This is a genomic window from Allobosea sp. LC85, from assembly GCF_000735605.1.
Classification (GTDB): domain Bacteria; phylum Pseudomonadota; class Alphaproteobacteria; order Rhizobiales; family Beijerinckiaceae; genus Allobosea.
Window position 1 is genome coordinate 103344 of record NZ_JPKG01000034.1, and the last position, 24386, is coordinate 127729.

General features: G+C 63.8%; 23 protein-coding genes and 1 pseudogene. 3 read left to right on the forward strand and 21 right to left on the reverse strand.

Annotated elements, in window-relative coordinates:
• Window positions 1-314: 314 nt before the first annotated feature.
• The 5 genes from rseP to frr form a co-directional block, all read right to left on the reverse strand.
• Window positions 315-1466: an RIP metalloprotease RseP gene (gene rseP / locus FG93_RS17725; RefSeq protein ID WP_043236706.1), complete on the reverse strand. Its 1152-nt coding sequence runs from the start codon at window positions 1464-1466 to the stop codon at window positions 315-317.
• Between the two features lie 23 nt (window positions 1467-1489).
• On the reverse strand, window positions 1490-2668 hold the full coding sequence (gene dxr, locus FG93_RS17730) for a 1-deoxy-D-xylulose-5-phosphate reductoisomerase (protein WP_043236708.1): 1179 nt from the start codon (window positions 2666-2668) through the stop codon (window positions 1490-1492).
• Between the two features lie 7 nt (window positions 2669-2675).
• Window positions 2676-3506, reverse strand: a complete 831-nt coding sequence (locus FG93_RS17735) for a phosphatidate cytidylyltransferase (protein WP_043236709.1) — start codon at window positions 3504-3506, stop codon at window positions 2676-2678.
• Window positions 3503-4264, reverse strand: a complete 762-nt coding sequence (locus FG93_RS17740; RefSeq protein ID WP_043236711.1) for an isoprenyl transferase — start codon at window positions 4262-4264, stop codon at window positions 3503-3505. The genes FG93_RS17735 and FG93_RS17740 overlap by 4 nt, the downstream gene beginning before the upstream one ends.
• A gap of 67 nt (window positions 4265-4331) precedes the next feature.
• Window positions 4332-4895 (reverse strand): ribosome recycling factor, encoded by a 564-nt coding sequence (gene frr / locus FG93_RS17745; protein WP_043236712.1) that lies wholly within the window; start codon window positions 4893-4895, stop codon window positions 4332-4334.
• 253 nt (window positions 4896-5148) lie between these two features.
• On the opposite strand from frr, the gene FG93_RS17750 reads away from it, so the two are divergent.
• Complete coding sequence (locus FG93_RS17750; RefSeq protein ID WP_043236714.1) at window positions 5149-5562, forward strand: VOC family protein; 414 nt, start codon at window positions 5149-5151, stop codon at window positions 5560-5562.
• Window positions 5563-5588: 26 nt separating this feature from the next.
• On the opposite strand, the gene pyrH is transcribed toward FG93_RS17750, so the two are convergent.
• The 8 genes and pseudogenes from pyrH to dnaE form a co-directional block, all read right to left on the reverse strand.
• Window positions 5589-6296 carry a UMP kinase gene (gene pyrH / locus FG93_RS17755; RefSeq protein ID WP_043236715.1) on the reverse strand — a complete coding sequence of 236 codons (708 nt, stop codon included), beginning with the start codon at window positions 6294-6296 and terminating at the stop codon, window positions 5589-5591.
• A gap of 105 nt (window positions 6297-6401) precedes the next feature.
• Window positions 6402-7325 (reverse strand): translation elongation factor Ts, encoded by a 924-nt coding sequence (tsf, locus tag FG93_RS17760; protein WP_043236717.1) that lies wholly within the window; start codon window positions 7323-7325, stop codon window positions 6402-6404.
• A gap of 203 nt (window positions 7326-7528) precedes the next feature.
• Window positions 7529-8533: a 30S ribosomal protein S2 gene (locus FG93_RS17765; RefSeq protein WP_043236718.1), complete on the reverse strand. Its 1005-nt coding sequence runs from the start codon at window positions 8531-8533 to the stop codon at window positions 7529-7531.
• Between the two features lie 161 nt (window positions 8534-8694).
• Window positions 8695-9021, reverse strand: a complete 327-nt coding sequence (locus FG93_RS17770; protein ID WP_043236720.1) for an MmcQ/YjbR family DNA-binding protein — start codon at window positions 9019-9021, stop codon at window positions 8695-8697.
• Between the two features lie 99 nt (window positions 9022-9120).
• On the reverse strand, window positions 9121-9519 hold the full coding sequence (locus FG93_RS17775; protein ID WP_152579496.1) for a pore-forming ESAT-6 family protein: 399 nt from the start codon (window positions 9517-9519) through the stop codon (window positions 9121-9123).
• A gap of 276 nt (window positions 9520-9795) precedes the next feature.
• Window positions 9796-9945: pseudogene (locus FG93_RS17780) on the reverse strand (HTH domain-containing protein); the annotation flags it as partial.
• Window positions 9946-9954: 9 nt separating this feature from the next.
• Window positions 9955-10569: a bifunctional nicotinamidase/pyrazinamidase gene (pncA, locus tag FG93_RS17785; RefSeq protein WP_043236724.1), complete on the reverse strand. Its 615-nt coding sequence runs from the start codon at window positions 10567-10569 to the stop codon at window positions 9955-9957.
• A gap of 17 nt (window positions 10570-10586) precedes the next feature.
• A complete protein-coding gene (gene dnaE, locus FG93_RS17790) occupies window positions 10587-14060 on the reverse strand; it encodes a DNA polymerase III subunit alpha (protein WP_043236725.1) in 3474 nt (1157 codons plus the stop codon).
• A gap of 403 nt (window positions 14061-14463) precedes the next feature.
• On the opposite strand from dnaE, the gene FG93_RS17795 reads away from it, so the two are divergent.
• Window positions 14464-15438, forward strand: coding sequence for a DMT family transporter (locus FG93_RS17795; protein ID WP_043236727.1), 975 nt, complete (start codon window positions 14464-14466; stop codon window positions 15436-15438).
• Window positions 15439-15458: 20 nt separating this feature from the next.
• Here FG93_RS17795 and FG93_RS17800 read toward each other — a convergent pair whose 3' ends face one another.
• The 5 genes from FG93_RS17800 to FG93_RS17820 all read right to left on the reverse strand — a co-directional run bounded on the left by FG93_RS17800 (window position 15459) and on the right by FG93_RS17820 (window position 19737).
• Window positions 15459-16148 carry an ABC transporter ATP-binding protein gene (locus tag FG93_RS17800; protein ID WP_043236728.1) on the reverse strand — a complete coding sequence of 230 codons (690 nt, stop codon included), beginning with the start codon at window positions 16146-16148 and terminating at the stop codon, window positions 15459-15461.
• Window positions 16149-16167: 19 nt separating this feature from the next.
• Window positions 16168-17469: a lipoprotein-releasing ABC transporter permease subunit gene (locus tag FG93_RS17805; protein ID WP_052513900.1), complete on the reverse strand. Its 1302-nt coding sequence runs from the start codon at window positions 17467-17469 to the stop codon at window positions 16168-16170.
• Window positions 17470-17506: 37 nt separating this feature from the next.
• Window positions 17507-18838 carry a proline--tRNA ligase gene (proS, locus tag FG93_RS17810; RefSeq protein WP_043236729.1) on the reverse strand — a complete coding sequence of 444 codons (1332 nt, stop codon included), beginning with the start codon at window positions 18836-18838 and terminating at the stop codon, window positions 17507-17509.
• 152 nt (window positions 18839-18990) lie between these two features.
• Window positions 18991-19494 (reverse strand): pantetheine-phosphate adenylyltransferase, encoded by a 504-nt coding sequence (coaD, locus tag FG93_RS17815; RefSeq protein ID WP_043236731.1) that lies wholly within the window; start codon window positions 19492-19494, stop codon window positions 18991-18993.
• Window positions 19495-19548: 54 nt separating this feature from the next.
• Window positions 19549-19737: a hypothetical protein gene (locus FG93_RS17820; RefSeq protein ID WP_152579497.1), complete on the reverse strand. Its 189-nt coding sequence runs from the start codon at window positions 19735-19737 to the stop codon at window positions 19549-19551.
• A 165-nt stretch (window positions 19738-19902) separates the two neighbouring features.
• On the opposite strand from FG93_RS17820, the gene abc-f reads away from it, so the two are divergent.
• On the forward strand, window positions 19903-21777 hold the full coding sequence (gene abc-f, locus FG93_RS17825) for a ribosomal protection-like ABC-F family protein (RefSeq protein ID WP_043236734.1): 1875 nt from the start codon (window positions 19903-19905) through the stop codon (window positions 21775-21777).
• A gap of 96 nt (window positions 21778-21873) precedes the next feature.
• Here the strand turns inward: abc-f and FG93_RS31940 are convergent, their stop codons facing one another.
• From FG93_RS31940 to FG93_RS17840, 3 genes are read right to left on the reverse strand one after another with little or no spacing between them, the layout of a single operon-like run.
• The gene (locus FG93_RS31940; protein ID WP_043236736.1) at window positions 21874-22278 is read right to left on the reverse strand and encodes a hypothetical protein; all 405 of its coding nucleotides are present in this window, start codon (window positions 22276-22278) and stop codon (window positions 21874-21876) included.
• Window positions 22275-22727, reverse strand: coding sequence for a DNA polymerase III subunit chi (locus FG93_RS17835; protein WP_043236738.1), 453 nt, complete (start codon window positions 22725-22727; stop codon window positions 22275-22277). Before FG93_RS17835 ends, FG93_RS31940 begins: the two co-directional genes overlap by 4 nt.
• A gap of 49 nt (window positions 22728-22776) precedes the next feature.
• Window positions 22777-24270, reverse strand: a complete 1494-nt coding sequence (locus FG93_RS17840; protein WP_043236898.1) for a leucyl aminopeptidase — start codon at window positions 24268-24270, stop codon at window positions 22777-22779.
• Window positions 24271-24386 lie beyond the last annotated feature (116 nt).

The following is a 24386-nucleotide window of genomic DNA, read 5'->3' on the forward strand; positions in this document are numbered from 1 at the left end:
GTCCGACTGATCGAGAGAGCCGCATTTTGAAAGACCGGCTCTTTGGGGTCGACGTCATCGGGTCGCCTATTCCATTTAGTAGGTCACCACCCCAACCGGGGACACCTGCCTTTGGGCAGGTGCGTGGCGACATTGCAGACCAATCGCTTCTACAAAGTTTCCGACGAGGTGCAAACGAACATTGTCGTTAACAAATTATTTTTAACCGCGTCGTTGCCAGGAGGCCACGCGCCTTGAGCAAAGAGCCCGATTCGACGCAATTTTCGCGGCTATCGGCAATGAATCTTGCCGCAGGTCATTATTGCCAGCCGGCGTCAAAGAAGTGAGCGGACGTGGATGATGTCATTCCAGGTCACGAAAAGCATCAGCATCAACACCAGCCCAAATCCGACCCGAAAGCCGATTTCCTGGGCGCGCTCGCTCAAGGGGCGGCCGCGCAAGGCTTCGATCGCATAGAACATCAGATGTCCGCCATCGAGCATCGGAACCGGCAACAGGTTCATCAGGCCGATCGAGACCGAAAGAATCGCCGCAAGATTGATCAGCGCGAGCAGGCCTCCATTGGAAGCGACCATCCCGGAAACCTGAGCGATGCGGATCGGCCCCGAAAGCTGGTCCGTCGATTCACGCCCGGTGACCAACTTGGACAGGTAGTCATAAGTCCGGTCGACCACGAACCAGGTCTCGGTGAAACCAACCATTACGGATTCACCCAGGCTGAAATGCTGGGTCGTCCAGTCCTCGGCGCGGCGGGAGGCCTGGACCCCGATCATGCCGACGCGCTGCTTGCCGAGGGCCGTCGACGTTTCGACGAGATCAGGCGTGATCGGCAGCGTCAGCATGCTGCCTGCGCGATCGACCGTCATCGAAAGGGTCTCGTTCGGACGCGTCGAGACCGCTCTCTGCATGTCGCCGAAGCTGCGGATCTGCTTGCCGTCGATCGTCAGGACGATATCTCCGGCGAGCAGGCCTGCGCGCTCAGCCGCTTTGCCCGCAATCACCTGTTCGACCCGCGGCGTCAGGATCGGGCGGCCGAAGGCGTACACGGTTCCTGCAAAGATGAGGATGGCCAGCAGGAAATTGGCGATGGGTCCAGCCGCGACGATTGCCACCCGTTCGCCGACCGACTGAGCCGGGAAAGAACGCGCGCGCTGTTCCGCCGTCATGCGCTCGACTTCAGCGCTGTCGGCCGCAGAACTCGAGGGATCGGCATCGCCAGAGAATTTTACATAGCCGCCAAGCGGGATCAGCGCAAAGCGCCAGCGCGTGCCGTGCTTGTCAACGAAGCCGAAAATCTCGCGGCCGAAGCCGATGGAGAACACTTTCACGTCGACGCCGCACCAGCGGCCGACAAGGAAGTGTCCGAGCTCGTGCACGAATACAACGATGGTCAGGACAAACAGGAACGGCACCAGATAGCCGAGCAGGAAGCTGCCCGAGTTCCAGACGGTCGCTGCAATATCCATAAAATTCTCCCGATCCCTGCCCCTTACGTGACAGTGAAGGTGCCCTTCGACAAGAGGAGGCGGGCGCGGTTTCTCGCCTCATGGTCAATGGCAAGGGCAGCCTCAATATCGACCGGCGCCGCGATGCTGCCACCGAACCCGCTACAGACGGCATCGACGAGAGCCGGGATGCCGGGAAAGCCGATACGTCCGCCAAGAAAAGCCTCGACCGCGACTTCATTGGCGGCATTGAGGATGGCCGGCACCGCGCCTCCGATCTCCAACGCTGCCATCGCAAGAGCAAGCGCCGGAAAGCGGGCAAGATCAGGGCGTTCGAAGGCCAGCGGCGCGGTCGTCACGAGATCGACGAAGCGCGTGGCCGGCGCATCGAGCCGGCCATCGACGCCGAGACAATGCGCGGCAGCAACCCGCATATCCGGAACTGCCATGCCTGCACTGACCGAGCCATCGCGGAAGGTGACGAGGCCATGCACGATCTGCTGGGGATGCACCAGAACATCGAGCTGATCATGGTTCAGGCCGAACAGGAAACAGGCCTCGATCAGCTCGAGGCCCTTGTTCATCATGCTGGCGGAGTCGATCGTGATCTTGGCGCCCATTGCGTAATTAGGGTGGGCCAGAGCCTGCTCCGGTTTGGCCGCCGCAATTCGTTCGGCCGACCAGGTGCGAAACGGACCACCCGATGCCGTCAGCGTCATCGATCGGATCGCTGAGATCGGCTCGGCTCCAAGCGCCTGGAAGAGAGCATTATGTTCCGAATCCAGTGGAAGGATGCGCGCGCCCGCTGCCCTGGCCTGCGCCATTACGGCAGCCCCGGCGCAAACCAGGCTCTCCTTGTTGGCGAGCGCAATCACGCGGCCGGGCGTCAAGGCTGCAAAGGTCGCTTCCAGACCGGCAGCTCCCGATATGGCGCTGACCACAATGTCGCTCGGCATCGCGACGGCATCGAGAACGGCCTGCCGCCCAGCCCCGCTGCCGATACCGCTGCCAGCCAGGGCCTGCGCCAGGGCGTCGCCTCCGGCGTCGTCGGCCAGAGCGGCAAAGCGCGCACCTGTCTCGAGCGCAACCTGGGCAAGGGCCGCGGCGTCCCGGCCGCCAACCACGACATCGATCTTCAGGCGATCAGGATTCTCCGAGACGACGTCGCGCGTCGATCGGCCAATGGAGCCCGTGGCCCCAAGAAGAGTGACGAGACGGCGCATGACGTCGTCAGAACTCCAGGTGCGCCAGGAACAGTGCGGCACCGACAAGGACCAAGACGGCCCAGTAGCCATCAAGCCGATCGAAAAAGCCACCATGGCCGGGGATCAGCTTGCTTGAATCCTTGGTGCCAAAGCGGCGCTTTACGGCCGATTCAAACAGATCGCCGGCTTGGCTCACGATCGAGGCCAAAAGCGAGGCGGCGATCACAAAGGCTGGACCAGCGGCTGCCGCCGCTCCCGGGGTCAACGCCCAGACGGCGTAGCCACCGAGCGCGCCGGCAGCGGTTCCGCCGAGTGCGCCGGACCAGGTCTTTTTCGGGCTGATCGCGGGCATCAGCTTCGGCCCACCAAGAGCACGACCCGTAAAATAGGCGGCAATATCGGTCAGCCAGCAGACTGCGAAGGTCCAGATGATCACGGCAAACCCGAAGTCCGGGAGTGCGCGCAGCGCCGGCGTGATCAGGGCAAAGGCGAGCGCGTAGGCGACGCCGCAGGCTTCCAGCCAGCTCCGCCTTTCGAGAACCGGGGTCAGGAGCGCCCCAAAGAGGGCCGCGAAGGCCGAAACACCGGCGAGCGCCACTGGGCTGATCGGGGCGAAGCCGAGCGCCAGGCCGGCAATCGTCACGCCAATGCCTGCGGGCACCGCATTCCGGCGGCTCACGATCGCGAGCCATTCATAGGCCACCAACCCGGCAGCAAGCGCCCAGATGAGTCTGAACGGCCAGCCTCCGACAAATGTGACGGCGATAATGCCCGCAGCCAGCACCAGCGCGGATGCGATACGCAGCTTCAATTCGCTCGGGCCGGCAGCCGGGCTGCCGGAAGGTTGGTCGCTCACGCTACGCCCACATTGCGGCCGGATGGTTCCGACACGCCGCCGAACCGGCGCTCTCGGCGGCGATACTCGGCCAGCGCTTCTTCCAGTGCCGCGCGGTCGAAATCCGGCCAGAGTATCGGGGTGAAGACGAACTCTGCATAGGCGGCCTGCCAAAGCAGGAAGTTCGAGATCCGGGTCTCACCTGACGTGCGGATGACGAGCTCGGGGTCAGGCAGATCCGCGGTATCGAGCCGCGCAGACATGCTGCTCTCATCAATGGCGGTTGCGTCGATACGGCCAGCCGCAACATCCGAGGCCAGTTGGCGTGTCGCTCGGATGATCTCGTCGCGCGAGCCATAGTTGAAGGCCACAACAAGCGTCATTCCCGTGTTGTTGCGCGTGGTCGCCTCGGCGTGCTCGACCAGACGGCGCAGATCCGGCGCCAGATCGCTCCTGCCTCCAATGACACGGACCCGTACACCAGCCGCGCCGAGTTCGGTCAGATCCTTCTCGATGAAATGCTTGAGCAGCGTCATCAGGAACGACACTTCGGCAGCAGGCCGGCGCCAGTTCTCCGTCGAGAAACTGTAGACGGTCAAAATCTCGATGCCGAGATCGCTGGCGTTCCTAACGGTACGGCGCAAGGCTTCCAGCCCGCGCCGATGCCCCTCATGTCGCGGCAGGCCGCGCAACTGGGCCCAGCGCCCGTTGCCGTCCATGATCACTGCGACATGGGAGGGCCCTGCAGCCTGGACACCCGGACGCTGGCCTGCTGACATTCTCGTGCCTCTTTCGGCGTTGCGGCCCGGACCATTGCCGGCGGCTCAAACCCGCCGGGCGACAGGATCAGACGTGCAGGATTTCCTTTTCCTTCGCCGCCAGTGCCTGATCGATCTCGGCAATATGCTGGTCTGTGACCTTCTGGACCTGATCCGACTCGCGCGTCACGTCATCCTTGGTCAGATGGCCGTCCTTCTCGAGCTTCTTGATCACGTCGATCCCGTCGCGGCGGACATGGCGCACTGCGATCTTGGATTCCTCGGCATATTTATGAGCGACCTTGACCATCTCCTTGCGGCGCTGCTCGTTCAGTTCCGGAATCCGGATGCGCAGCACCTGCCCTTCGGTCTGCGGGTTGAGGCCGAGATCGGATTCGCGGATCGCCTTCTCGACGGCCTGAACCATGCTGCGGTCCCAGACCTGGACACTGAGCAGGCGCGCCTCAGGCACGCTGACAGTGGCAAGTTGGGTCAATGGCGTACGCGCACCATACGCCTCGACCTGGATCGGATCGAGAACGTTGGCGGAGGCGCGGCCGGTGCGCAGGGAGGCGAGATCGCTCCTGAAGGATTGCACCGCGCCTTGCATCCGACGCTTCACGTCGGCGAGGTCGAATGTCGTCTGGGCCATTTTAGTCAAGACCTTGCAGATAATCGAAAACCGGCGCGACCATGGCCGCGGCCCCGCTCAGGGTCAAGGATTTCATGTTCCAACAGCACCCTCCCGGCGCAATCTGCAAGGGAAAAACCGCCGCATGCAGGCGGGGCATGGGGCCGGACGTTCCAGGACGGTGGCAAGATCAGGCGTCGCTTCCTAGCTTGAAGGCCGAGTCTCGGCCGCAACGTCACGGGCCGGGCTGGATCGATCCTTGAGGAGCAGCCACGTGCCCCGTCTGAACCGCATCATCGAAACTGCGCTCTATGTCGACGATCTCGATCGCGCGCAGGCGTTCTACGAGACGAAGCTCGGGTTGAAGCCGATGCTGAAGACCCGGACTCTGTTCGCCTACGATGTCGGCGGAGCGAGCGTCCTTCTGCTCTTCCTTCGGGGGCAAGCTCTCCTCACCCAATCATCAGCCAAGGGCAATATTCCACCGCATGACGGCAGTGGCCCGTTGCATATCTGCTTCGCGATCGACACGAGCGAACTCGCGGCCTGGGAAGAACGGCTGCAGCAGCATGGAATCGATATTGAGGGCCGGATGAGCTGGGATCGCGGCGGAAACAGCGTCTACTTCCGTGATCCCGACGGCCATCTGCTGGAGTTGATGACGCCGGGGATCTGGCCGAACTACTGAGTCTGGTAGCCGCGAGGGGCTGGCAGTCAGGGCGTCACATAGGTTGCCCTGCCCTCACCGCGCAGAACGGCCGCGAGCGCGCCCGTTTCAGCGATCGAGAACACGACAATGGTCAGCCCGGCATCGCGCGCCAGCGCAAAGGCTGCCGTGTCCATCACCTTGAGATCATGCCTGATCGCCTCGGCATGGGTCAGGCTCTCATAGCGCTTGGCGTTCGGATCCTTCTTCGGATCGGCGGTATAGACGCCGTCGACCTGCGTCGCCTTCAGCAATTGCTGACAGTCGAGCTCGGCCGCGCGAAGGGCCGCCCCGGTATCGGTGGTGAAATAGGGATTGCCCGTGCCGCCGCCGAGGATAACGACCTTGCCATGGCTGAGATGATCGAGCGCGCGACGGCGTGCATAGCTCTCGCAGAGCGAGGGCATCGGCACCGCCGACATGGCGCGGGCGGGAGCGCCGGCGATCTCGATGGCATGTTCGAGCGCGAGCGCGTTCATCACTGTGCCGAGCATACCGATCGAGTCGGCGCTCGGCCGATCGAGGCCCTTGTTCAAGCCCTGGACGCCGCGAAAGAAATTGCCGCCGCCGACGACGATCGCAATCTCGACGCCTTCATGCGCGGCCTTCGCGATATCGGCTGCGAGCGCAGTCAGCGTCGCGCCGTCGAGGCCAGATCCTGCTTTCCCGGCAAGGGCTTCACCGGAGAGCTTCACAAGAACGCGTTTGGGTCTCACCGGCTTTCTCCATGGCTGGGACGGCGCGATTCGGCACCAACATCGTCTTCTTACAAAAAAGGCCGCGCAGAGCGCGGCCTTTTTCAGATCCTATCAACCGGCTTCTCAGCCGGTCGTGCCGCCGGCCGCGGCGACTTCGGCGGCGAAATCGGTCTCTTCCTTCTCGATGCCCTCACCGAGCGCGAAGCGAGCGAAGCCCGTCAGCTTGACCGGTGCACCGACCTTGCCCTCAGCTTCCTTCAGCACCTGGGCGACGGATTTCGAGCCGTCATGGATATAGGCCTGCTCGAGCAGGCAGTATTCCTTGGCGTAGCTCTTCAGGCCGCTCTCGGTGATCTTCTCGAGAACATTGGCGGGCTTGCCGGCATTCTTCTCGGCCAGGATCGCCTTCTCGCGCTCCAGGATCGCCGGATCGACCGAAGCGAGATCGAGCGCAACCGGATTGGTGGCGGCGACGTGCATGGCAAGCTGACGCCCGAGCGCTGCAAGTTCCTCGCCCTTGCCGGTTGTCTCGAGGCCGACGATGACGCCGATCTTGCCGAGGCCATCGGCAACCGAACCGTGGACGTACTGGCCGATGACGCCGGCGCTGACCTTGACCTCGGCGACACGGCGCAGGGTCATGTTCTCACCAATCGTGGCGATGGCATTAGCGATGGCGTCAGCGACGGTGCCGCCGCCCGGATAGTGATGGGCGAGCAATGCCTCGACGTCGCCGCCGCGCTCCAGCGAGACGTCGGCGATCGTGCGGGCCAGCGCCTGGAATTCAAGGTTGCGCGCAACGAAGTCGGTCTCGGAATTGACCTCGGCGACGACGCCGCGGTTCTCGGACACGGACACGGCGACCAGGCCTTCAGCGGCAACGCGGCCGGCCTTCTTGGCGGCCTTGGCCAGGCCCTTGGTGCGGAGCCAGTCGATGGCGGCCTCGATGTTGCCGTCGGTCGCGGCCAGCGCGGTCTTACAATCCATCATGCCCGCGCCAGTCTTGTCGCGGAGTTCCTTCACCATGCCGGCGGTGATCGCAGCCATCTGTCGTTCCTTGCTGTCATGTGCCGGGCCTGCGCAACGACGCTGGCGGCCAACGGCACGTCCTTCGATTTCAGAGCGCGCCATAGCGCGAAGGGAAAACGCCGACGCTCCGTGACCGGCCGCCGGCGTGACTTCATTCATGCACCGCGCATTGCTGCGCTGCCGAGGCGACGCGCCGATGACGCGCCGCCTTGAGCTTGCTCTCAGGCCTCGGCGAGATCGCGCGCCTGGGCAACCCAGCCGTCGCGCTCGATGCGGCCGCCGAGCTTCAGCTCAGCATCAACCTTGGCGACATCGGCCGGCGACATCACGGCAAACTGCCAGAAGTGGAACAGTCCGCCGTCGTTGAGCTTCTGAACCAGCTCCGGGCCCATGCCGGAGAGCTTCATGAAGTCGTCCGGTGCACCGCGCGGTGCGGTCAGCAGTTCGAAGGCCGGAGCTGCGTCTGCGGCAGGCTCGACGATCGCCGTCTCAACGATCGGCGCCTCGGCAGCGCCGAGGTCGATGCCATGGTCGCCCGAGGCACGCGAGATGCCGTCGATGGCCGAACGGGCGATCAGGTCGCAATAGAGCTGGATGGCGCGGCCGGCGTCGTCATTGGCCGGCACCGGGAAGGTGATGCCATCCGGATCCGAGTTCGAGTCGACGATAGCGGCGACCGGGATGCCGAGGCGCTGGGCCTCCTTGATCGCGAGCGCTTCCTTGTTGGTGTCGATCACGAAGATCATGTCGGGCGTGCCGCCCATGTCCTTGATGCCGCCGAGCGCCTTCTCGAGCTTGTCGCGCTCACGCGCCAGCATCAGGCGCTCCTTCTTTGTCAGGCCGGTGCTGCCGCCATTGAGGAGCTCGTCGACCTTGCGCAGGCGCTGGATCGAGGCCGAGATGGTCTTCCAGTTGGTCAGCATGCCGCCGAGCCAGCGGGAGTTGACGTAGTACTGAGCCGACCGCTTGGCGGCGTCTGCAATCGAGTCCTGCGCCTGGCGCTTGGTGCCGACGAACAGGACGCGGCCGCCGCGGGCCACGGTGTCGCTGACAGCCTGCAGGGCGCGCGAGAGCATCGGCACCGACTGCGACAGGTCGAGGATGTGGATGTTGTTGCGGGTGCCGTAGATATACGGCGACATCTTCGGGTTCCAGCGGTGAGCCTGGTGGCCGAAATGCGCGCCGGCCTCGAGCAACTGGCGCATGGAAAAGTCTGGCAGAGCCATGATTCGATCGTCCTTCCGGTTGAGCCTCTGGGGTGCGAATGAACAAGGCATGGACTGCCTCGTCACCGGAACGCCTCGGAAGTGAGGCGATGCTCCCCATGTGGGATGGCCTGCGCCTTACACGGGAAAGCCTGGCAACGCAAGGCTCGCACCGCAGTGGATCATCGGCGCTGTGGCTTTCCTTGCGCGCCAAGCCGCCAGGCCGCTTCGAGCGCACCGGCAAGTTCAGCCAGGCTGAGCCTGGAGAGATTGGCCGTTGTCCAACCCCGCTTGCCCCAGGCATTCGGCACAGGGTTGAAGGCGTCCGGAGCCATCATGCATCTGAACTCCTGCTCCTCGGGTAGGAAGCCGAAATTCGCGCTGCAACCGTCAGGAGCGAGAGTGACGTAGATTCGTGAGACCTTGAATGCGGCACGGTCGAAATGTGGAACCTCGACCGTGCCGTCCAGAGCCAATGCCAAACGGCGCAGATCATCTCCCGTCGCCATCGACCTCACCACCCAAGCAGGGACGGATTCAGCCGGAAGCCGAATTCGCTGGCCTCATCGAGCCCGGCGACCATAGCCCGAAACCGTCACCCAGGATGGCTATTTTGGCAGGGCTGCGCCCGCTTGCTTCACAACATCACCAATCTGCTTGCAGTAAGTCGCGGCCGATGCGTTTTGAGCCTTGGCTATGGTCTCGATGTCCTGAGTGATGCCCATCATGGCGATCGTACCCTTCTTGCCCTGCGCTTCGGCGGCATCGCCGCCGCTCTTGTCGGCAGGAGCCGGGATCAGGCCGAGCATCTTCTTCTGGATCTCGACGACATCAGCTCCGATGTGACCTTTCTCATTGCAGTAGGCCAGTATCCCGAGTTGATTGCGGCCCGATTGATAGGCGACCGCGAGTTGGTCGGCTTGGGTCTGCGCCAAGGCGCCTGGGCCGGCAGAGAGAACGGAAACCAGTGCGCCAAGCGCGCAAAAGGGCTTCAAAAGAAACGACATAACGGCTTTCCCTCAAGCAATGGACATCGGATCGATACATGCCCCGTTTCCCCAAGGTCGTGACTAACCTTGCAGGCAGGTCAAGACAATCGCGCAACGGTCATGGCAGGGAGCACGCAACCGGAGGTCGATCCGCAGCGCTTGAGCCCGCGCTCGACAGCGGCACGTCTCCCGATCGCTTCGCAAGGAACCGGACAACGTCCGGTCTTGCGGCAACTCAACTCAAGCGAGGCGTCACGGTGCTTTCACGGCTTCCGACGCGCGTGCAGACATGCTCGGCGCGCCTTGCCCCTGCAAGGTGACGATGTCGCGGTAGAGGGTGCGTGTGCTGACACGGAGCTCGTCAGCCAGCCGCCGGCCGCAGACCGGGCGACGATGGCGCCGCAGCAGTTGGATCAGATCAAGCAGGCGTTGCGAGCGCGACATCTGCTTGCGTCACATTGGTAACTCCTGCGGGGCGAACCGCCTAACCCCAAGCGCCGCCATGTCGGACCAGGCCTTTGCCAGGGAGCCATTGAGATCGATCGCGCGGCAAGCCTCCTCGACAACAAAGGTTTCCAGCCCGCTCCGAACGGCATCCTGCGCCGTCCAGTTGACGCAGAAATCGGTGGCGAGCCCGACGATGGCGACCCGCGAGATGCCGCGCTCCTTGAGGTAGCCACCCAATCCTGTGGGCGTCACACGGTCGGCCTCGAAAAAGCCGGAGTAGCTGTCGATTCCGGAGCGATAGCCCTTGCGGATGATGGCCTGCGCGTGGGGCAGGTCGAGGCCTGGATGAAACTCAGCGCCTCGCGTGCCCTGGATACAGTGATCAGGCCAAAGCACCTGATCGCCGTAGGCCATCGTCACACTCTCGAAATGGTTTCTGCCAGGATGGCGCGAGGCAAAGGAGGAGTGCCCTGCCGGATGCCAGTCCTGGGTCAGCACAACCGTTTGAAAGCGGCGGCCAAGCGCGTTGACCACAGGTATGATCTCATCTCCGCCAGGAACGGCAAGACAGCCGCCCAGGCAGAAATCGTTCTGCACATCGACGACAATCAGCGCTGTCATACTGCCCTCACCGCTTCTCAGCGCAATTCGACGCTGACCACGCCCGGCGCCGCCCGTACCGCGTTGGCAATCTGCTGGTTGACCGGGTAGCGGCCCGGCAGCTCGATCTCGACCTCCTGCGCGCCGTCATCGAGGATCATGATCACCGCGATCTTGCCTTCGGCGCGGACACCTTCGCGCGCGCGAATACGCTCCGCAATGCTGCCCAGTGCCCTGTCGTCGCGCAAGTAGACCAGCAGATCCTGCTTCTGGCGAGCGGCCAGATCATCGAGAACCTCGACATCCTCGATGCGTGGTCGAACATCCTCGCCATCGAGCACCGCGCTGAGACGCAACACCAGCGCCCGGCCCGGCTCCAGCAGATCGCGGTGACGCTGCAGTCCTTCCGAAAACAGGATCGCCTCGAACTGCCCGCTGGGGTCTGACAGGTTGACGATGCCCATCTTGTTGCCGGACTTGGTGCGCCGTTCCGATCTGTCGATGACCGAGGCCGCAACCTTGGCGACGGAGGTTCCGTTTGCCCTGACCGTCTTGGCAAAATCGGCAAAGCGCTGAACCCGTAGCCGCTTCAGCACATGTTCGTACTCGTCGAGCGGATGACCCGACAGGAAGAAACCGACGGCGTCATGTTCGCGCCGCAGTCGCTCGGCCGGCGCCCACGGTTCGGTCGGCGGAATGCGAAAGGCTTCCGCGACGGAGCCCCCACCAAAGAGTTCGGACTGGCCACCCGCAGCCGCCTCGCGCGTGCGGTTCGAGAGCGCCAGCATGCCATCGATCGCCGCCATGGCACGAGCGCGGTCCTTCTCCAGCGGATCGAGCGCACCAGCGGCGATCAACGCCTCGATCGTGCGGCGGTTGACGAGCTTGGTGTCGATGCGGCGAGCAAAATCGGCGAGATCGCGGAACGGCCCGTCTGAATTGCGCGCCACGACGACGGCTTCGACCGCCGTGCGCCCTACCCCCTTGATCGCGCCGAGCGCGTAGCGGATCGCGCCATCGGCCACGTCGAACTCGACGCCCGAGCGGTTGATCGACGGCGGTTCGACCGTGATGCCGAGGCGCTCGGCATCACGCCGGAATTCCGAAAGCTTGTCGGTGTTGCCCATGTCGAGCGTCATCGACGCGGCGAGGAACTCGACCGGGAAATTCGCTTTGAGATAGGCGGTCTGGAACGCGACGACAGCGTAGGCGGCGGCGTGGCTCTTGTTGAAGCCATAGTCGGCGAACTTCGCGAGCAGGTCGAAGATTTCGGAGGCGATGCTCTTCGTCATGCCGCCTTCGACTGCGCCCTTCACGAAACGATCGCGCTGGGCGTCCATCTCCGCCTTGATCTTCTTGCCCATGGCGCGGCGCAGCAAGTCGGCCTCACCGAGCGAATAACCCGAGAGCGCCTGCGCCACCTGCATGACCTGCTCCTGGTAGACGATGATGCCATGCGTCTCGGCCAGGATCGGCTCCAGCTTCGGATGGAGATAGGTGGGGTCCTCCAAGCCGAGCTTGCGGCGGCAATAGGTCGGGATGTTGTCCATCGGACCTGGCCGGTAGAGGGCGACCAGCGCGATCAGGTCCTCGATGCGGTCGGCCTTCATCTCGACCAGGGCCTTGCGCATGCCCGCCGATTCAACCTGGAACACGCCGACCGTCTCGCCGCGCGCCAGCATCTCGTAGCTCTTCGGATCGTCGAAGGGCAGCTTGGCGAGGTCGATCTGGATGTTGCGCTGGGCGATCAGCGTGACAGCGGTGGTCAGCGTCGTCAGGGTCTTGAGGCCGAGGAAGTCGAACTTCACCAGGCCGGCCTGCTCGACCCATTTCATGTTGAACTGGGTCACGCGCATTCCGGTGCGCGGATCGACCGAGAGCGCGACGAGTTGCTCGAGCGGCCGATCGCCGATCACGACACCTGCAGCGTGAGTCGAAGCGTGGCGGTGAAGCCCTTCCAGTTTCTGGGCAATTTCGAGCAGACGGGCCACGACCGGCTCTTCATCCGCAGCCGCCTGCAGCTTCGGCTCGCCGGCGATCGCCTCTGGCAGCGAGATCGGCTTTGCCGGGTTCTGCGGCACCAGCTTGGTCAGCTTGTCGACCTGACCATAGGGCATTTCCAGCACGCGGCCGACGTCGCGCAGCACGCCGCGCGCCAGCAGCGTGCCGAAGGTGATGATCTGCGCGACGCGCTCCTCGCCATAGCGCCGCTTGACGTAGTCGATCACCTCTTCGCGCCGGTTCTGGCAGAAGTCGATGTCGAAGTCCGGCATCGAGACGCGGTCGGGGTTGAGGAAGCGCTCGAAGAGCAGGCCGAAGCGGAGCGGATCGACGTCAGTGATGGTCAGCGCATAGGCAACGAGCGAACCCGCGCCGGAGCCGCGTCCCGGTCCAACCGGGATGCCCTGGTCCTTCGCCCATTTGATGAAGTCCGAGACGATGAGGAAGTAGCCCGGGAACTTCATACGGTTGATGATCGAAAGCTCGAAATCAAGCCGCGACTCGTATTCCCCGACCGTATAGCCCGCAGCCGGGCCGTGCTTGGACAGCCGAGCCGCCAGACCGGCGCGCGCCTGGGCCTCGAGTTCCTCTGCTTCGTCGCGCCCCTCCTCGCCGAAACGCGGCAGGATCGGCTTGCGTGTCGTGACGCGCCAGGTGCAGCGCATCGCGATCTCGACGGTCGCAGCCAACGCCTCCGGCAGATCGGCGAAGCGGCGCTTCATCTCGGACCGAGTGACGAAGAAGTGCCCTGGCGTCACACGCCGGCGCTCGCCGTCAGAGACCAGTCGCCCTTCGGCTACGGCAAGCAGCGCATCGTGCGCCTCGAAATCCCCGGCCTTGGCGAAGAAGGGCTCGTTAGTCGCGACGATGGCGAGATCGGAATCATAGGCGAGCCTAAGCAGATGCGCCTCGACGGCAGCCTCGCCATCACGGCCATGGCGCTGGATCTCGACATAGAGCCTGTCGCCGAATATCTCGGCGAGCTTTGCCAGGCGCGCGCCAGCCTGGACCACCTGCCCGGCACGCAGTGCACTGTCGATCGGACCGCCCGGACCTCCGGTCAACGCGATCACGCCGTCATGATGTGCCGTCAGTTTCTCGAGCGACGAAATCGGCTGCCCGGCGCCTCCGCTTGCAAGGCATGCTTCGGTGACGAGCTTCATCAGATTGCCGTAGCCTGCCTCGGACATGGCAAGCAGCACGATATGCGGTACGGCCTGCGCCTGAACGGGCCGGCGGCCGCTATCCGCCTCGTCGGCGAAATCGACCGAGAGCTGGACCCCGACGATGGGCTGGATGCCGCCACCAGCGAGCTTCTCGGAGAATTCGAGTGCGCCGAAGAGGTTGTTGCTGTCGGTCAGGGCCAGAGCGGGCTGGCCGTCCGCAGCGGCGAGCTTGGCCAGGGTACTGACCGTCATGGCCCCTTCGAGCAGGGAATAGCTCGAATGAACGTGGAGATGGACGAAGCCCACCTCGGACAGAATGCGGGATCGGCCCTGCTCTCGACTCATCGGGTCACCTCGTTCGCCCTTATGGAGCGGGCCGACGGGTCCAGTCGAGAGGCTTTCCGCCGGCTGTGGATGGCTTAGACGCTGGGGGCGGCGAGCAGCGCCGCCCAGAGCCAGATCATCCCAAGGAAGAGGCCGAGCGAGGCAAGCTCCACCATTCCGACGACAAGCTTACGTGCTAAAACCATCTTGACCTCCAGATGTTCTCTATATGTCCATCATAATTCCTGTTTTGTTCTCGTCAATCGCGCAGCGTTAGTTCCATTCTGGACGTCTGAATGGCGGTTAACATCCCCTTGATGGCGGTGGATGGCGATTAACCCTTTGGCGTAGGCCGCCTGCGCGCTCCCGTCGACGCATTCAGGTTCTTCCGCGGCTGGCGTCGCGGAATCTGCTAGAGAGCCGCATGGACCAAAGTTCAGACGCCTCCGGCGCTTCCGTCGTCAATCGCCGCTCAAAGCCCGCCGAGGCGAACAAGCGAGACGAGCGCGCGCCGTCCTCCGACATTGCTCGCAGCCCCGCGCTGGGCATCGTCCTGATGGCGATATCGATGCTGTTCATCCCCGGTGCGGATGCGATTGGCAAGCATCTCAGCAGTGCGCATTCCCCGGCCTTTCTGAGCTGGGCTCGTTATGTCACAGCACTCGGCTTCGTGCTGCCTGTCGTGCTGTTTGTGCAGGCGCGCGCAGCGCGGCCGCTGATTGGCCGCAGCCAGATCCTGCCGCAACTTCTGCGCACCGCCTTCCTGGTTGGCGCGATGACGCTCTATTTCACCGCGATTGCGCGCATTCCGCTTGCGGACGCGCTGGGCGCCTACTTCATTGCGCCGATCATAGCGACCTTGCTGGCCGTGATTGTCCTGCGCGAGCGGCTCGATCGCCGAAAGCTGGCGGCCGTCATTCTGGGCTTCATTGGCGCCATGTTGATCGTGAAGCCGGGCGCCGCCGGCAGTTCCGGCACGCTGATCGCGCTGACGTCGGGCGGGCTGATGGCGTGCTACCTGGTGATGACGCGGGCGACCGCCCAGGACAGCACCCCCTTGGCGACGCTGACCATCCAGCTCGTCTTCGGCATCCTGCTGCTGACGCCTTTCGTCCTGTTCCAGTGGACGGTGCCCAATCGCGAGGAGATTCTGCTGATCCTCCTGATGGGCCTGCTATCGGCTGCCAGCAACCTGCTCACGATCAGTGCCTTCAGGTTGGCGCCGGTTTCCACACTTTCGCCGCTTGTCTATCTCGAACTGCTTGGCGCGACCGGGCTGGGTTATGCGATGTTCGGCGATCTGCCATCGACGGCGACCTGGATCGGCATTGCCGTGATCGTGGTTGCAGGCCTTGCCGTGGTGGCACCGGCTCGTGGAAAACGCAGGAGCGCCCGATAGCGCGCAACCGCGCATCCGAGCTAGCGCAGCGGAACGACCAGCCCGTCCCGAATCGTCACCTGCCGGTCCATCCGCCGGGCGAGGTCGAGATTATGGGTTGCAATCAGGGCCGCGAGACCCGAAGCCCGAGCCAAGGCCACCAGCGTGTTGAAGACATGCAGTGAGGTGTGGGGGTCGAGATTGCCGGTCGGCTCGTCCGCAAGGAGCAGACGCGGCGCATTGGCGACCGCACGCCCAATTGCGACGCGCTGCTGCTCGCCGCCCGAAAGCTCGCCGGGGAGATGATCCAGCCGCTCGCCGAGCCCGAGAAAGGCGAGCAATTCAGTCGCCCGCTCCTCGGCTTCCCGCTTCCGCAGACCGCGAATGCGCTGCGGAAGCATGACGTTCTCGAGCGCCGTGAACTCGGGCAGCAAGTGATGGAACTGGTAGACAAAGCCGATCTCGGTGCGGCGCAGCCGGGTGCGGCCCTTGTCGTCCAGCTTGCTGGTCGCGATTCCGCCGACGAAGACCTCGCCGCCATCCGGCTTCTCGAGCAGACCGGCGACATGGAGGAGCGTCGATTTGCCGGTCCCGCTCGGCGCGACGAGCGCGACGAGCTCGCCTGGCCACAGTGCGAAATCCGCCTTGCGGAGGATTTCGAGTGGGGCGTCGGTCTGGGGATAATAGCGCTCGATCTGGGAGAGGAAGAGCGTCGGTGTTTCGCGTTGCATGGCCACGGGTTCTTCTGCCTCAACCCATCCGCAAGGCCTGGACCGGGTCCAGCCTCGCCGCCTTCCAGGCCGGATACAGCGTCGCCAGCAGCGACAGGACCAGCGCCATCGCGACGACACTCGCCACTTCCCGCCAGTCGATCACAGAAGGGATATCGCTCAGGAAGCGTACGGTCGGGTCCCAGAGATTAGCGCCGGTGATCCAGTTCAGCGTGGCCATGATCGACTTGATGTTGTTGGCGAAGAGAACGCCCAAGCCTAGTCCCGCCAATGTGCCGAACACGCCGATGGCCGCCCCCGTGATCAGGAAGACGCGCAGCACGGTTCCGCGAGATGCACCCATGGTGCGCATGATCGCGATGTCCTCGGTCTTGTCCTTCACCAGCATGATCAGGCCCGAGACGATGTTCAGCGCTGCCACCAGCACGATCAGGGTGAGGATGATGAACATGACGTTCCGCTCCACCTCGAGCGCGTTGAAGAAGGTGCGGTTGCGCTGTCGCCAATCGGACAGCACCAGCGGCCGTGGCGCGTCGGCCTCGATCGCATCGCGCACGACCTGGGTCCGGTCCGGGTCGTCGATGAAGACCTCGATGACGTTCACATCGCCGTCGCGGTTGAAATAGGCCTGCGATTCCGCCAGCGGCATGAAGACGAACGAGGCGTCGAACTCGGTCATGCCAATCTCGAAGACCGCCTGGATCGGATAGGCCTTGATGCGCGGAGCGGTCCCGAACGGCGTTGAGGCTCCCTTCGGCGAAACGAGCGTGATCGTGTCGCCAGCCGTCAGCGAAAGCGCCGCAGCAAGCCGACTGCCGATGGCGACGCCGGCGGCGGCGTCGAAACCATCGAGCGTACCGCGTTTGATATTGTTGCCGATGAAGGGGATCGACTTCAGATCTCGTTCGGAAATGCCGCGCACCAGCACACCGCCATTGGCATATTGGGACGAAGCGAGCGCCTGGCCTTCCACCAAGGGGATTGCGAGCTTGATGCCGGGAACTTGCCGCAGCCGTGCCGCGACCGCTTCGTAATCATCGAGCGGGCGATCGATCGGCGTCGCGAAGATGTGGCCGTTGACGCCGACGATCTTCTCCAGGAGTTCCTTGCGGAAGCCGTTCATCACCGACATCACGATGATCAGCGTGGCGACCCCGAGCATGATGCCGAGGAAAGAGAAGCCGGCGATGACCGAGACAAAGCCTTCACGCCGACGCGTGCGCAGGTAACGCCCGGCCAGCAGCCATTCGAAACCCGCAAAGGGTCGCGTGCCGGTAGGCTGCTTCGTTTCGGTCGACATCGACTCTACCGCCACGTTCATCGGCGCCTGCTCCGCTCCGCGATCATGAGGCTCCCACTCAAGCCGGGCGGCCCGGGAAGCGTTCCAGCGCAGCCGCGAGCGAGACGAGTTCGCGCTCCCCGCCGGCGCGGCGTTTGATTTCGACTTTGCCGTCTGCCAGCCCCTTCGGGCCGACGATGACCTGCCACGGCACGCCGATCAGGTCGGCCGTCGCGAATTTGGCGCCCGGCCGGTCGTCGGTATCGTCATAGAGCGTGTCATAGCCCTTGGCCGAAAGCGCTCTGTAGAGCTGCTCGCAGGCGCCATCGGTCGCGGCGTCGCCGGTCTTCAGGTTCAGCACGGCGACGTCGAACGGTGCGATTTCGTCCGGCCAGACGATGCCGGCATCATCATGACCGGCCTCGATCAATGCTGCGACGAGGCGGCTCGGGCCAATGCCGTAGGAGCCCATATGCACCGGCACCTGCTGCCCGTCGGGCCCGGTCACCGTCGCGCCCATCGGTTCGGAATACTTCGTGCCGAAATAGAAGATATGACCGACCTCGATGCCGCGAGCCGACAGCTGCTGACCGGCGGGAACCGCGTCGAACGCCGCCTTGTCGTGCATCTCCTCGGTCGCTGCGTAGAGGCTCGTCCATTTGTCGACGATGGCCTGCAACCCGTCGACACTATCGAAGTCGGTATCGACCTTCGGCGTCTCGAAGCTGAGATAGTCCTTGTGGCAGAAAACCTCGCTCTCGCCGGTGGACGCGAGCACGATGAACTCATGGCTGAGGTCGCCCCCGATCGGGCCGGTATCGGCGCGCATCGGAATCGCCTTCAGGCCAAGCCGGGCGAAGGTCCTCAGATAGGCGGTGAACATGCGGTTATAGGCGTGCCGCGCGCCGGCCTGGTCGAGATCGAAGGAATAGGCGTCCTTCATCAGGAACTCGCGCCCGCGCATCACGCCAAAGCGCGGCCTGACCTCATCCCGGAACTTCCACTGGATATGGTAGAGATTGAGCGGCAGGTCCTTGTAGGACTTCACATAGGACCGGAAGATGTCGGTGATCATCTCCTCGTTGGTCGGCCCGTACAGCATATCGCGGTCATGCCGGTCCTTGATGCGCAGCATCTCCTTGCCATAGGCGTCGTAACGCCCGCTCTCGCGCCAAAGATCGGCCGACTGAATGGTCGGCATCAGAACCTCGATGGCGCCCGAACGATTCTGCTCCTCGCGCACCACGGCGTTGATCTTGTTGAGCACCCGCAGGCCGAGCGGCAGCCACGAGTAGATTCCTGCCGATTGCTGGCGGATCATGCCGGCGCGCAGCATCAAGCGATGCGAGACGATCTCGGCTTCCTTGGGCGTGTCACGCAGGATCGGCAGGAAGTAGCGGGAAAGGCGCATCGGAAAACTCGTTCGAGGGCAGTACGCGGCTCAGCGCGCAGCGAGTCATGTTGTCCCAGAGACACCATCGCCGCCGGCAAAATGCAAACGCAAATCCGCAGAATGCGGAGGAAGATGCCAAACGATCGGCTCGGCTCTCGACTGTCGCTGGGTCAGCGCGCCGGGAACTTCGCCTTGAGTCGACCGCTGACCGCGGATGGCACGAAAGCCGAGACATCGCCCCCCATGGAAGCGATCTGCCGCACAAGCGTCGCAGTGATGTGGCGCGTCCTCGCAGAAGCCGGCAGAAATACGGTCTGCAACTCGGGCACCATGGCCTGGTTCATGCCGGAAAGCTGCATCTCGTAGTCGAAATCCGTTGCGTCACGCAGGCCGCGAATCATGATGGTCGCGCCTGCCTCCCTGGCCGCCTGAACGGCGAGATAGTCGAAGGTCACGACTTCGATCGCGACTTTGGCAGCAGCGGCAATCGGGCCTGCAACCTCCCGCAGCAAGTGCGCGCGCTCGTCGGCCGAGAAGATCGGAGCCTTGCCCGGGTGGACCCCGATGGCGAGCACCAGCCTGTCGCACAGCCGGCAAGCGCCAGCGATCACATCGGCATGGCCATTGGTGATGGGGTCGAAAGATCCGGGATAGAAAGCGGTTCTGCGGCTCATGGGACAGCGTTAACCTCGGGGCATCCTTGCGGCAAGGGCGGCAGCCAACCGGCCCTATCTGAGCGAAGTCGTGCCGGCATCCTGCTGCGGCATGGATTGCCAGGTCACGGCGGGCTCGGCGCGACGATCGACCAGAAGCGCGCTCAATGCACCGGCACTGCCCAGAATCAGGGAAATGATCGCCAGGGCGGCCGCGGTCGTGGAGAGTCGCCGCTGAATCATATGCCGGGGGCTGAGATGCATCGGTTTCTCTTTGCGAATCATGGATGTAGACGCAATCCCATGGCTGAAGGGCAGCTCCGGCGGTGCCGTGGCCGCTTCATGTCAAAAGCACGACTGACCTTTCGATCGCGTTAGCCCGCAGCGTTAACCATTGCTTGCCATGGCTCCAGGCCCTAAATCCGCGCCATGCTCACGCTCAACGATATCACCTACAGGCTCGGCGAACGGCTGCTCCTGGACCGGGCCAGTGCGGCCCTGCCGGACGGATCACGCGTCGGCCTCGTCGGCCGCAACGGCACCGGCAAGACCACGCTCTTCCGCATCATAACCGGCGATCTCTCGCCCGAAGGTGGTTCGGTCAGCGTGCCGCGGGGCATGCGGATCGGTGGCGTCGCCCAGGAGGCTCCGGGTGGTCCAGAATCGTTGATCGAGGTCGTGCTAGCAGCCGATACCGAGCGCGCCGCCCTGATCAAGGAAGCCGAGACCGCGACCGACCCGCTGCGCATCGCCGAAATCGAGACCCGGCTCGCCGATATCGGCGCGCATGCGGCCCCGGCCCGGGCAGCGACCGTGCTGCACGGGCTCGGCTTCGATGAGGCAGCGCAGCAACGCCCCTGCTCCGATTATTCGGGCGGCTGGCGGATGCGCGTTGCGCTCGCTGCCGTGCTCTTCGCCGAACCGGATCTGCTGCTGCTCGACGAGCCGACCAACTACCTCGATCTCGAAGGCACGCTTTGGCTCTACGACTATCTGGAGCGCTATCCGCACACCGTCCTGGTGGTGAGCCACGACCGCGAACTGCTCGACACCTGCGTCGACCACATCCTGCATCTCGATCAGGGCAAACTCACGATCTATCGTGGCGGTTACTCCTCCTTCGAACGTCAGCGCGCCGAGAAGCAGATGCTGCTCGCCAAGCAACGCGAGAAACAGGACGCCGAGCGCAAGCATCTCCAGGCTTTCGTCGATCGCTTCAAGGCCAAGGCCTCGAAGGCGCGCCAGGCGCAATCGCGCGTCAAGCGGCTTGAGAAGATGGAATCGATCGCGACCATCGTCGACCGCGATGTGCAGCCGTTCAGCCTTCCCGGGCCGGAGCGGCCGCTCTCGCCGCCCATGGTGGTGCTGGACGATGTCAGCGCGGGCTATGGCGAGCGCAAGGTGCTGTCGCGGCTCGACCTCACCTTGCTGCCGGACGACCGCATCGCGCTGCTCGGTTCGAACGGCAACGGCAAATCGACCTTCTGCAAGCTGATCGGCGGGCGGCTCCCCCCCCTGTCAGGCGATCTGCGGCGTTCATCGAAGCTCCAGACCGCCTATTTCGCCCAGCATCAGCTCGACGAACTGCGGATGGAGGAAACACCGGTCGCGCATCTGCGCGACCTGATGCCCGATGCCCCGGAAGCCAAGGTGCGCTCGAAAGCGGCACAGATCGGCTTTCCCGCGAGCAAGGCGGATACGCCGGTCAAAAACCTGTCCGGCGGCGAGAAAGCGCGGCTGATGCTCGGGATCGCGGCCTTCGGGGGCCCGCATCTGCTCATCCTGGACGAGCCGACGAACCATCTCGACATCGACAGCCGCACGGCCCTGGTCAAGGCCATCAACGATTATCCCGGCGCGGTCATCCTGGTCAGCCACGACCGGTTCCTGATCGAAGCCTGTGCCGATCGGCTCTGGCTCGTCGGAGATGGCACGGTGAAGAATTTTGACGGCGACATGGAGGATTATCGCGCCCTCGTCCTCGGTGGCGCCAAGGCTGCCCGTCGCGAGAAACCCACAGAGGCTGCGAATTCCAACAGCAAGGCCGAAGAGCGCAAGGGCGCAGCCGTCAAACGTGTGGCCCAAGGGCCGCTGCGCCAGAAGCTGAACCTGGCCGAGGCACGGATCGCCAAGCTGACCGGGTTGATCGAGAAGGTCGACGGCGTGCTCGGCAACGGCGCCGCTTTTGCGCGCGATCCGGAAAAGGCCCTGCAGCTCTCACGGCAGCGCGCGGAGCTGGCGGAGGCGTTGACTGCCGCGGAGGAAGAATGGCTCGGGCTGAGCGAGGAGCTCGAAAACGCCTGAAACGACCTCGACGATGGGCATGGGCGAAACCCGAGCCTATCGTCTGATGCTTAGATCATCAGACCGGATACCGTATCCGCTTTTCGGGCCGATGCCTCAACCCTGCCCCTGTCCCGGCTTGACGATCCGGCTGAGACGGTTGTCGGTGAACATATAGATCTCGCGTCCACCGGGTTCGGAATAGAGCACCTGCACCTCGCGCTGCCCCTTGCCGCTCTCGCCGATGAGGACATCCGTCGGTCGGGCGCCCTTCAGCTTCACGAGTTCGCATTCGGTCACGCCGAGCGCGATCTCCTTTGGCTGCGAACGCGTCGACGGATCCAGCGAAACATCCGCTTCGCAACCGCCATCGGCGGTCAGCAAGGCTTCCTGAGTGGATGCGCGGGCTGAAGCGCTGCTGGTTCGCGTGCCGCTGGAATCCTTGGTAAAGGAGAAGCCGCCAATATCGACGGAACACCCGCCCAGAGCCACAGCGCACCCGAACAGAACAGCCAATCTCACGCTTTTTTCTCCCAGCGACCGGTTTCGTCCTGCTGCCAGTAGCTGGCCGCCGCACCAGTGGCACGAACCGCCTTCCAATCCTCGCGCGCAGCCGCGAGCGCGTCGGGATCGTCGCCGTCGAAGATGAGGACGACGCGCTCGTAATCCTGCAATGCGTCGGGAATGCGGACGCCGTCAGCGCAGATTCGGACCTGCGCCGCGTTGGGATTATGGGGCTGCGTCGTCAGCACGACCGGATTTGTCGGCGCATCCGGCTCGCTCGCCATGACATGCGGCAGGAAACTGTCATCCGCATAGGTCCAGAGATGATCGTCCAGCACACTCGCGCGCTCGGGACTGGAGACCTCGACCACCACCTTCTGGCCGCGCGACAGCGCCCGGTCCAGGATGGTCGGAAGAACCTGCTCGAGCGGACGTGACTGAAGGTGGAAGAACAGGACTTCCGCCATGAAAGCCCTTTCGTGTCAGAGCATTGCGAAACAATGTTTCGAGAGAGACTCAGGTCTCGTAGTGATTTGCGACGAGTCGGTCGAGGAGGCGCACGCCCCAGCCTGAACCCCAGGAGCGATTGGTCTCGCTGGTCGGGGAGCCCATGCCGGTACCGGCGATGTCGAGATGTGCCCAGGGCGTCTCATTGACATGCCGCTGCAGGAACTGCGCAGCGGTGATCGAACCGCCATAGCGCCCGGCCGAGTTCTTCATGTCTGCGAACTTTGAATCGATCATCTTGTCGTAGGCTGCGCCAAGCGGCATGCGCCAGACCGTTTCGCCAGTGGCTTTGCCAGCGACTGCCAGGCGCTCGGACAGCTCGTCATCATTCGAGAAGAGCCCGGCATTCTCCTGTGCGAGCGCTACCAGAATCGCTCCAGTGAGGGTCGCCAGGTTGATCATGAAGCGCGGCTTGTACTTGTCCTGCGTGTACCAGAGCACATCGGCAAGGACGAGCCGTCCCTCGGCGTCGGTATTGATGATCTCGATGGTCTGCCCCGAAAGCGAGGTAACGATGTCACCGGGGCGCTGGGCGTTGCCATCCGGCATATTCTCGACCAGCCCAATCACGCCAATCGCATTGACCTTGGCCTTGCGCGCTGCGAGTGCATGCATCAGCCCGGTGACGCAGGCAGCGCCAGCCATGTCCCCCTTCATGTCCTCCATGCCGGCGCCCGGCTTCAGCGAGATGCCGCCAGTGTCGAACGTGACACCCTTGCCGACAAAGGCGACGGGCTTGGCGCCCGGCTTGGCGCCATTCCAGCGCATGACGACGACGCGGCTCTCGCGGCGCGACCCCTGGCCGACGCCGAGCAGGGCCCGCATGCCGATCTTCTTGAGCTGCTTCTCATCGAGAATCTCGACCTCGACACCGAGCTTCTCAAGTTTTGCGGCGCGTTCGGCGAACTCTTCGGGATAGAGCACATTCGGCGGCTCGTTCACGAGATCGCGAGCAATCTCGACGCCGCCGGCGACGGCTTCGCACGCCCTGAGGGCCTTCTTGAGGGCCGCCGGGTCGGGTGTGCGCAGCGTCACGGTGATCGGATCGGCCTCGTCGGCTTCGCGGGTCTTGGTCTTGTAACGGTCGAAGACATAGGCCCGGAGTCGCAACCCGAGAGCGATCGCGGCAGCTTGCTCAGCGCTGATTTCAGCGTCAGGCAGGGCGATAATCACATCGGCCGAGCGGCCACTACCAAGCTTGCTTGCGACAGCCCCGCCGAGTTTGGCGAAATCGAGCTTATCGCGATCTCCATCCGGCCCGACTCCGATGACGACCAGCCGTTCATACCCAGCCCCGTCGGGCGCCAGCAATGTCATCCCGGAGAACGCCTTGCCCTTGAACTTGTCGGCTGCCGCGGCCCGGGCGAGCAGTGCATGAGCGCCCTCTCCAAGCCAATCCTCGGCAAGCTTGGCGGGCGTCAGCTTGTCCGACACGAAAATGACGAGGTCATGCCCGCCGATTGTGTTCAGGGCTTTGACCTCAAGCTTCAGGCGCTGCGACATAAGCTGCTCACAATTGGCGGGAATAGGGCTCATCAGGAAGGTCGTGAACATGGTGCGAACGATTCCCGTTTGCGCCATGATCGTGGCTATACCATAGGGAGTGTTTGGCGAACCGT

Coding starts and splice junctions, on each gene's coding strand:
- rseP (WP_043236706.1), bottom strand. CDS start 1,466: ATGGATATTGCAGCGACCGTCTGGAACTCGGGCAGCTTCCTGCTCGGC.
- dxr (WP_043236708.1), bottom strand. CDS start 2,668: ATGCGCCGTCTCGTCACTCTTCTTGGGGCCACGGGCTCCATTGGCCGA.
- FG93_RS17740 (WP_043236711.1), bottom strand. CDS start 4,264: ATGTCAGCAGGCCAGCGTCCGGGTGTCCAGGCTGCAGGGCCCTCCCAT.
- frr (WP_043236712.1), bottom strand. CDS start 4,895: ATGGCCCAGACGACATTCGACCTCGCCGACGTGAAGCGTCGGATGCAA.
- tsf (WP_043236717.1), bottom strand. CDS start 7,325: ATGGCTGCGATCACCGCCGGCATGGTGAAGGAACTCCGCGACAAGACT.
- FG93_RS17765 (WP_043236718.1), bottom strand. CDS start 8,533: ATGGCTCTGCCAGACTTTTCCATGCGCCAGTTGCTCGAGGCCGGCGCG.
- FG93_RS17770 (WP_043236720.1), bottom strand. CDS start 9,021: ATGGCGACGGGAGATGATCTGCGCCGTTTGGCATTGGCTCTGGACGGC.
- FG93_RS17775 (WP_152579496.1), bottom strand. CDS start 9,519: ATGTCGTTTCTTTTGAAGCCCTTTTGCGCGCTTGGCGCACTGGTTTCC.
- pncA (WP_043236724.1), bottom strand. CDS start 10,569: ATGACAGCGCTGATTGTCGTCGATGTGCAGAACGATTTCTGCCTGGGC.
- dnaE (WP_043236725.1), bottom strand. CDS start 14,060: ATGAGTCGAGAGCAGGGCCGATCCCGCATTCTGTCCGAGGTGGGCTTC.
- FG93_RS17795 (WP_043236727.1), top strand. CDS start 14,464: ATGGACCAAAGTTCAGACGCCTCCGGCGCTTCCGTCGTCAATCGCCGC.
- FG93_RS17800 (WP_043236728.1), bottom strand. CDS start 16,148: ATGCAACGCGAAACACCGACGCTCTTCCTCTCCCAGATCGAGCGCTAT.
- FG93_RS17805 (WP_052513900.1), bottom strand. CDS start 17,469: ATGAACGTGGCGGTAGAGTCGATGTCGACCGAAACGAAGCAGCCTACC.
- proS (WP_043236729.1), bottom strand. CDS start 18,838: ATGCGCCTTTCCCGCTACTTCCTGCCGATCCTGCGTGACACGCCCAAG.
- coaD (WP_043236731.1), bottom strand. CDS start 19,494: ATGAGCCGCAGAACCGCTTTCTATCCCGGATCTTTCGACCCCATCACC.
- FG93_RS17820 (WP_152579497.1), bottom strand. CDS start 19,737: ATGCATCTCAGCCCCCGGCATATGATTCAGCGGCGACTCTCCACGACC.
- abc-f (WP_043236734.1), top strand. CDS start 19,903: ATGCTCACGCTCAACGATATCACCTACAGGCTCGGCGAACGGCTGCTC.
- FG93_RS17835 (WP_043236738.1), bottom strand. CDS start 22,727: ATGGCGGAAGTCCTGTTCTTCCACCTTCAGTCACGTCCGCTCGAGCAG.
- FG93_RS17840 (WP_043236898.1), bottom strand. CDS start 24,270: ATGTCGCAGCGCCTGAAGCTTGAGGTCAAAGCCCTGAACACAATCGGC.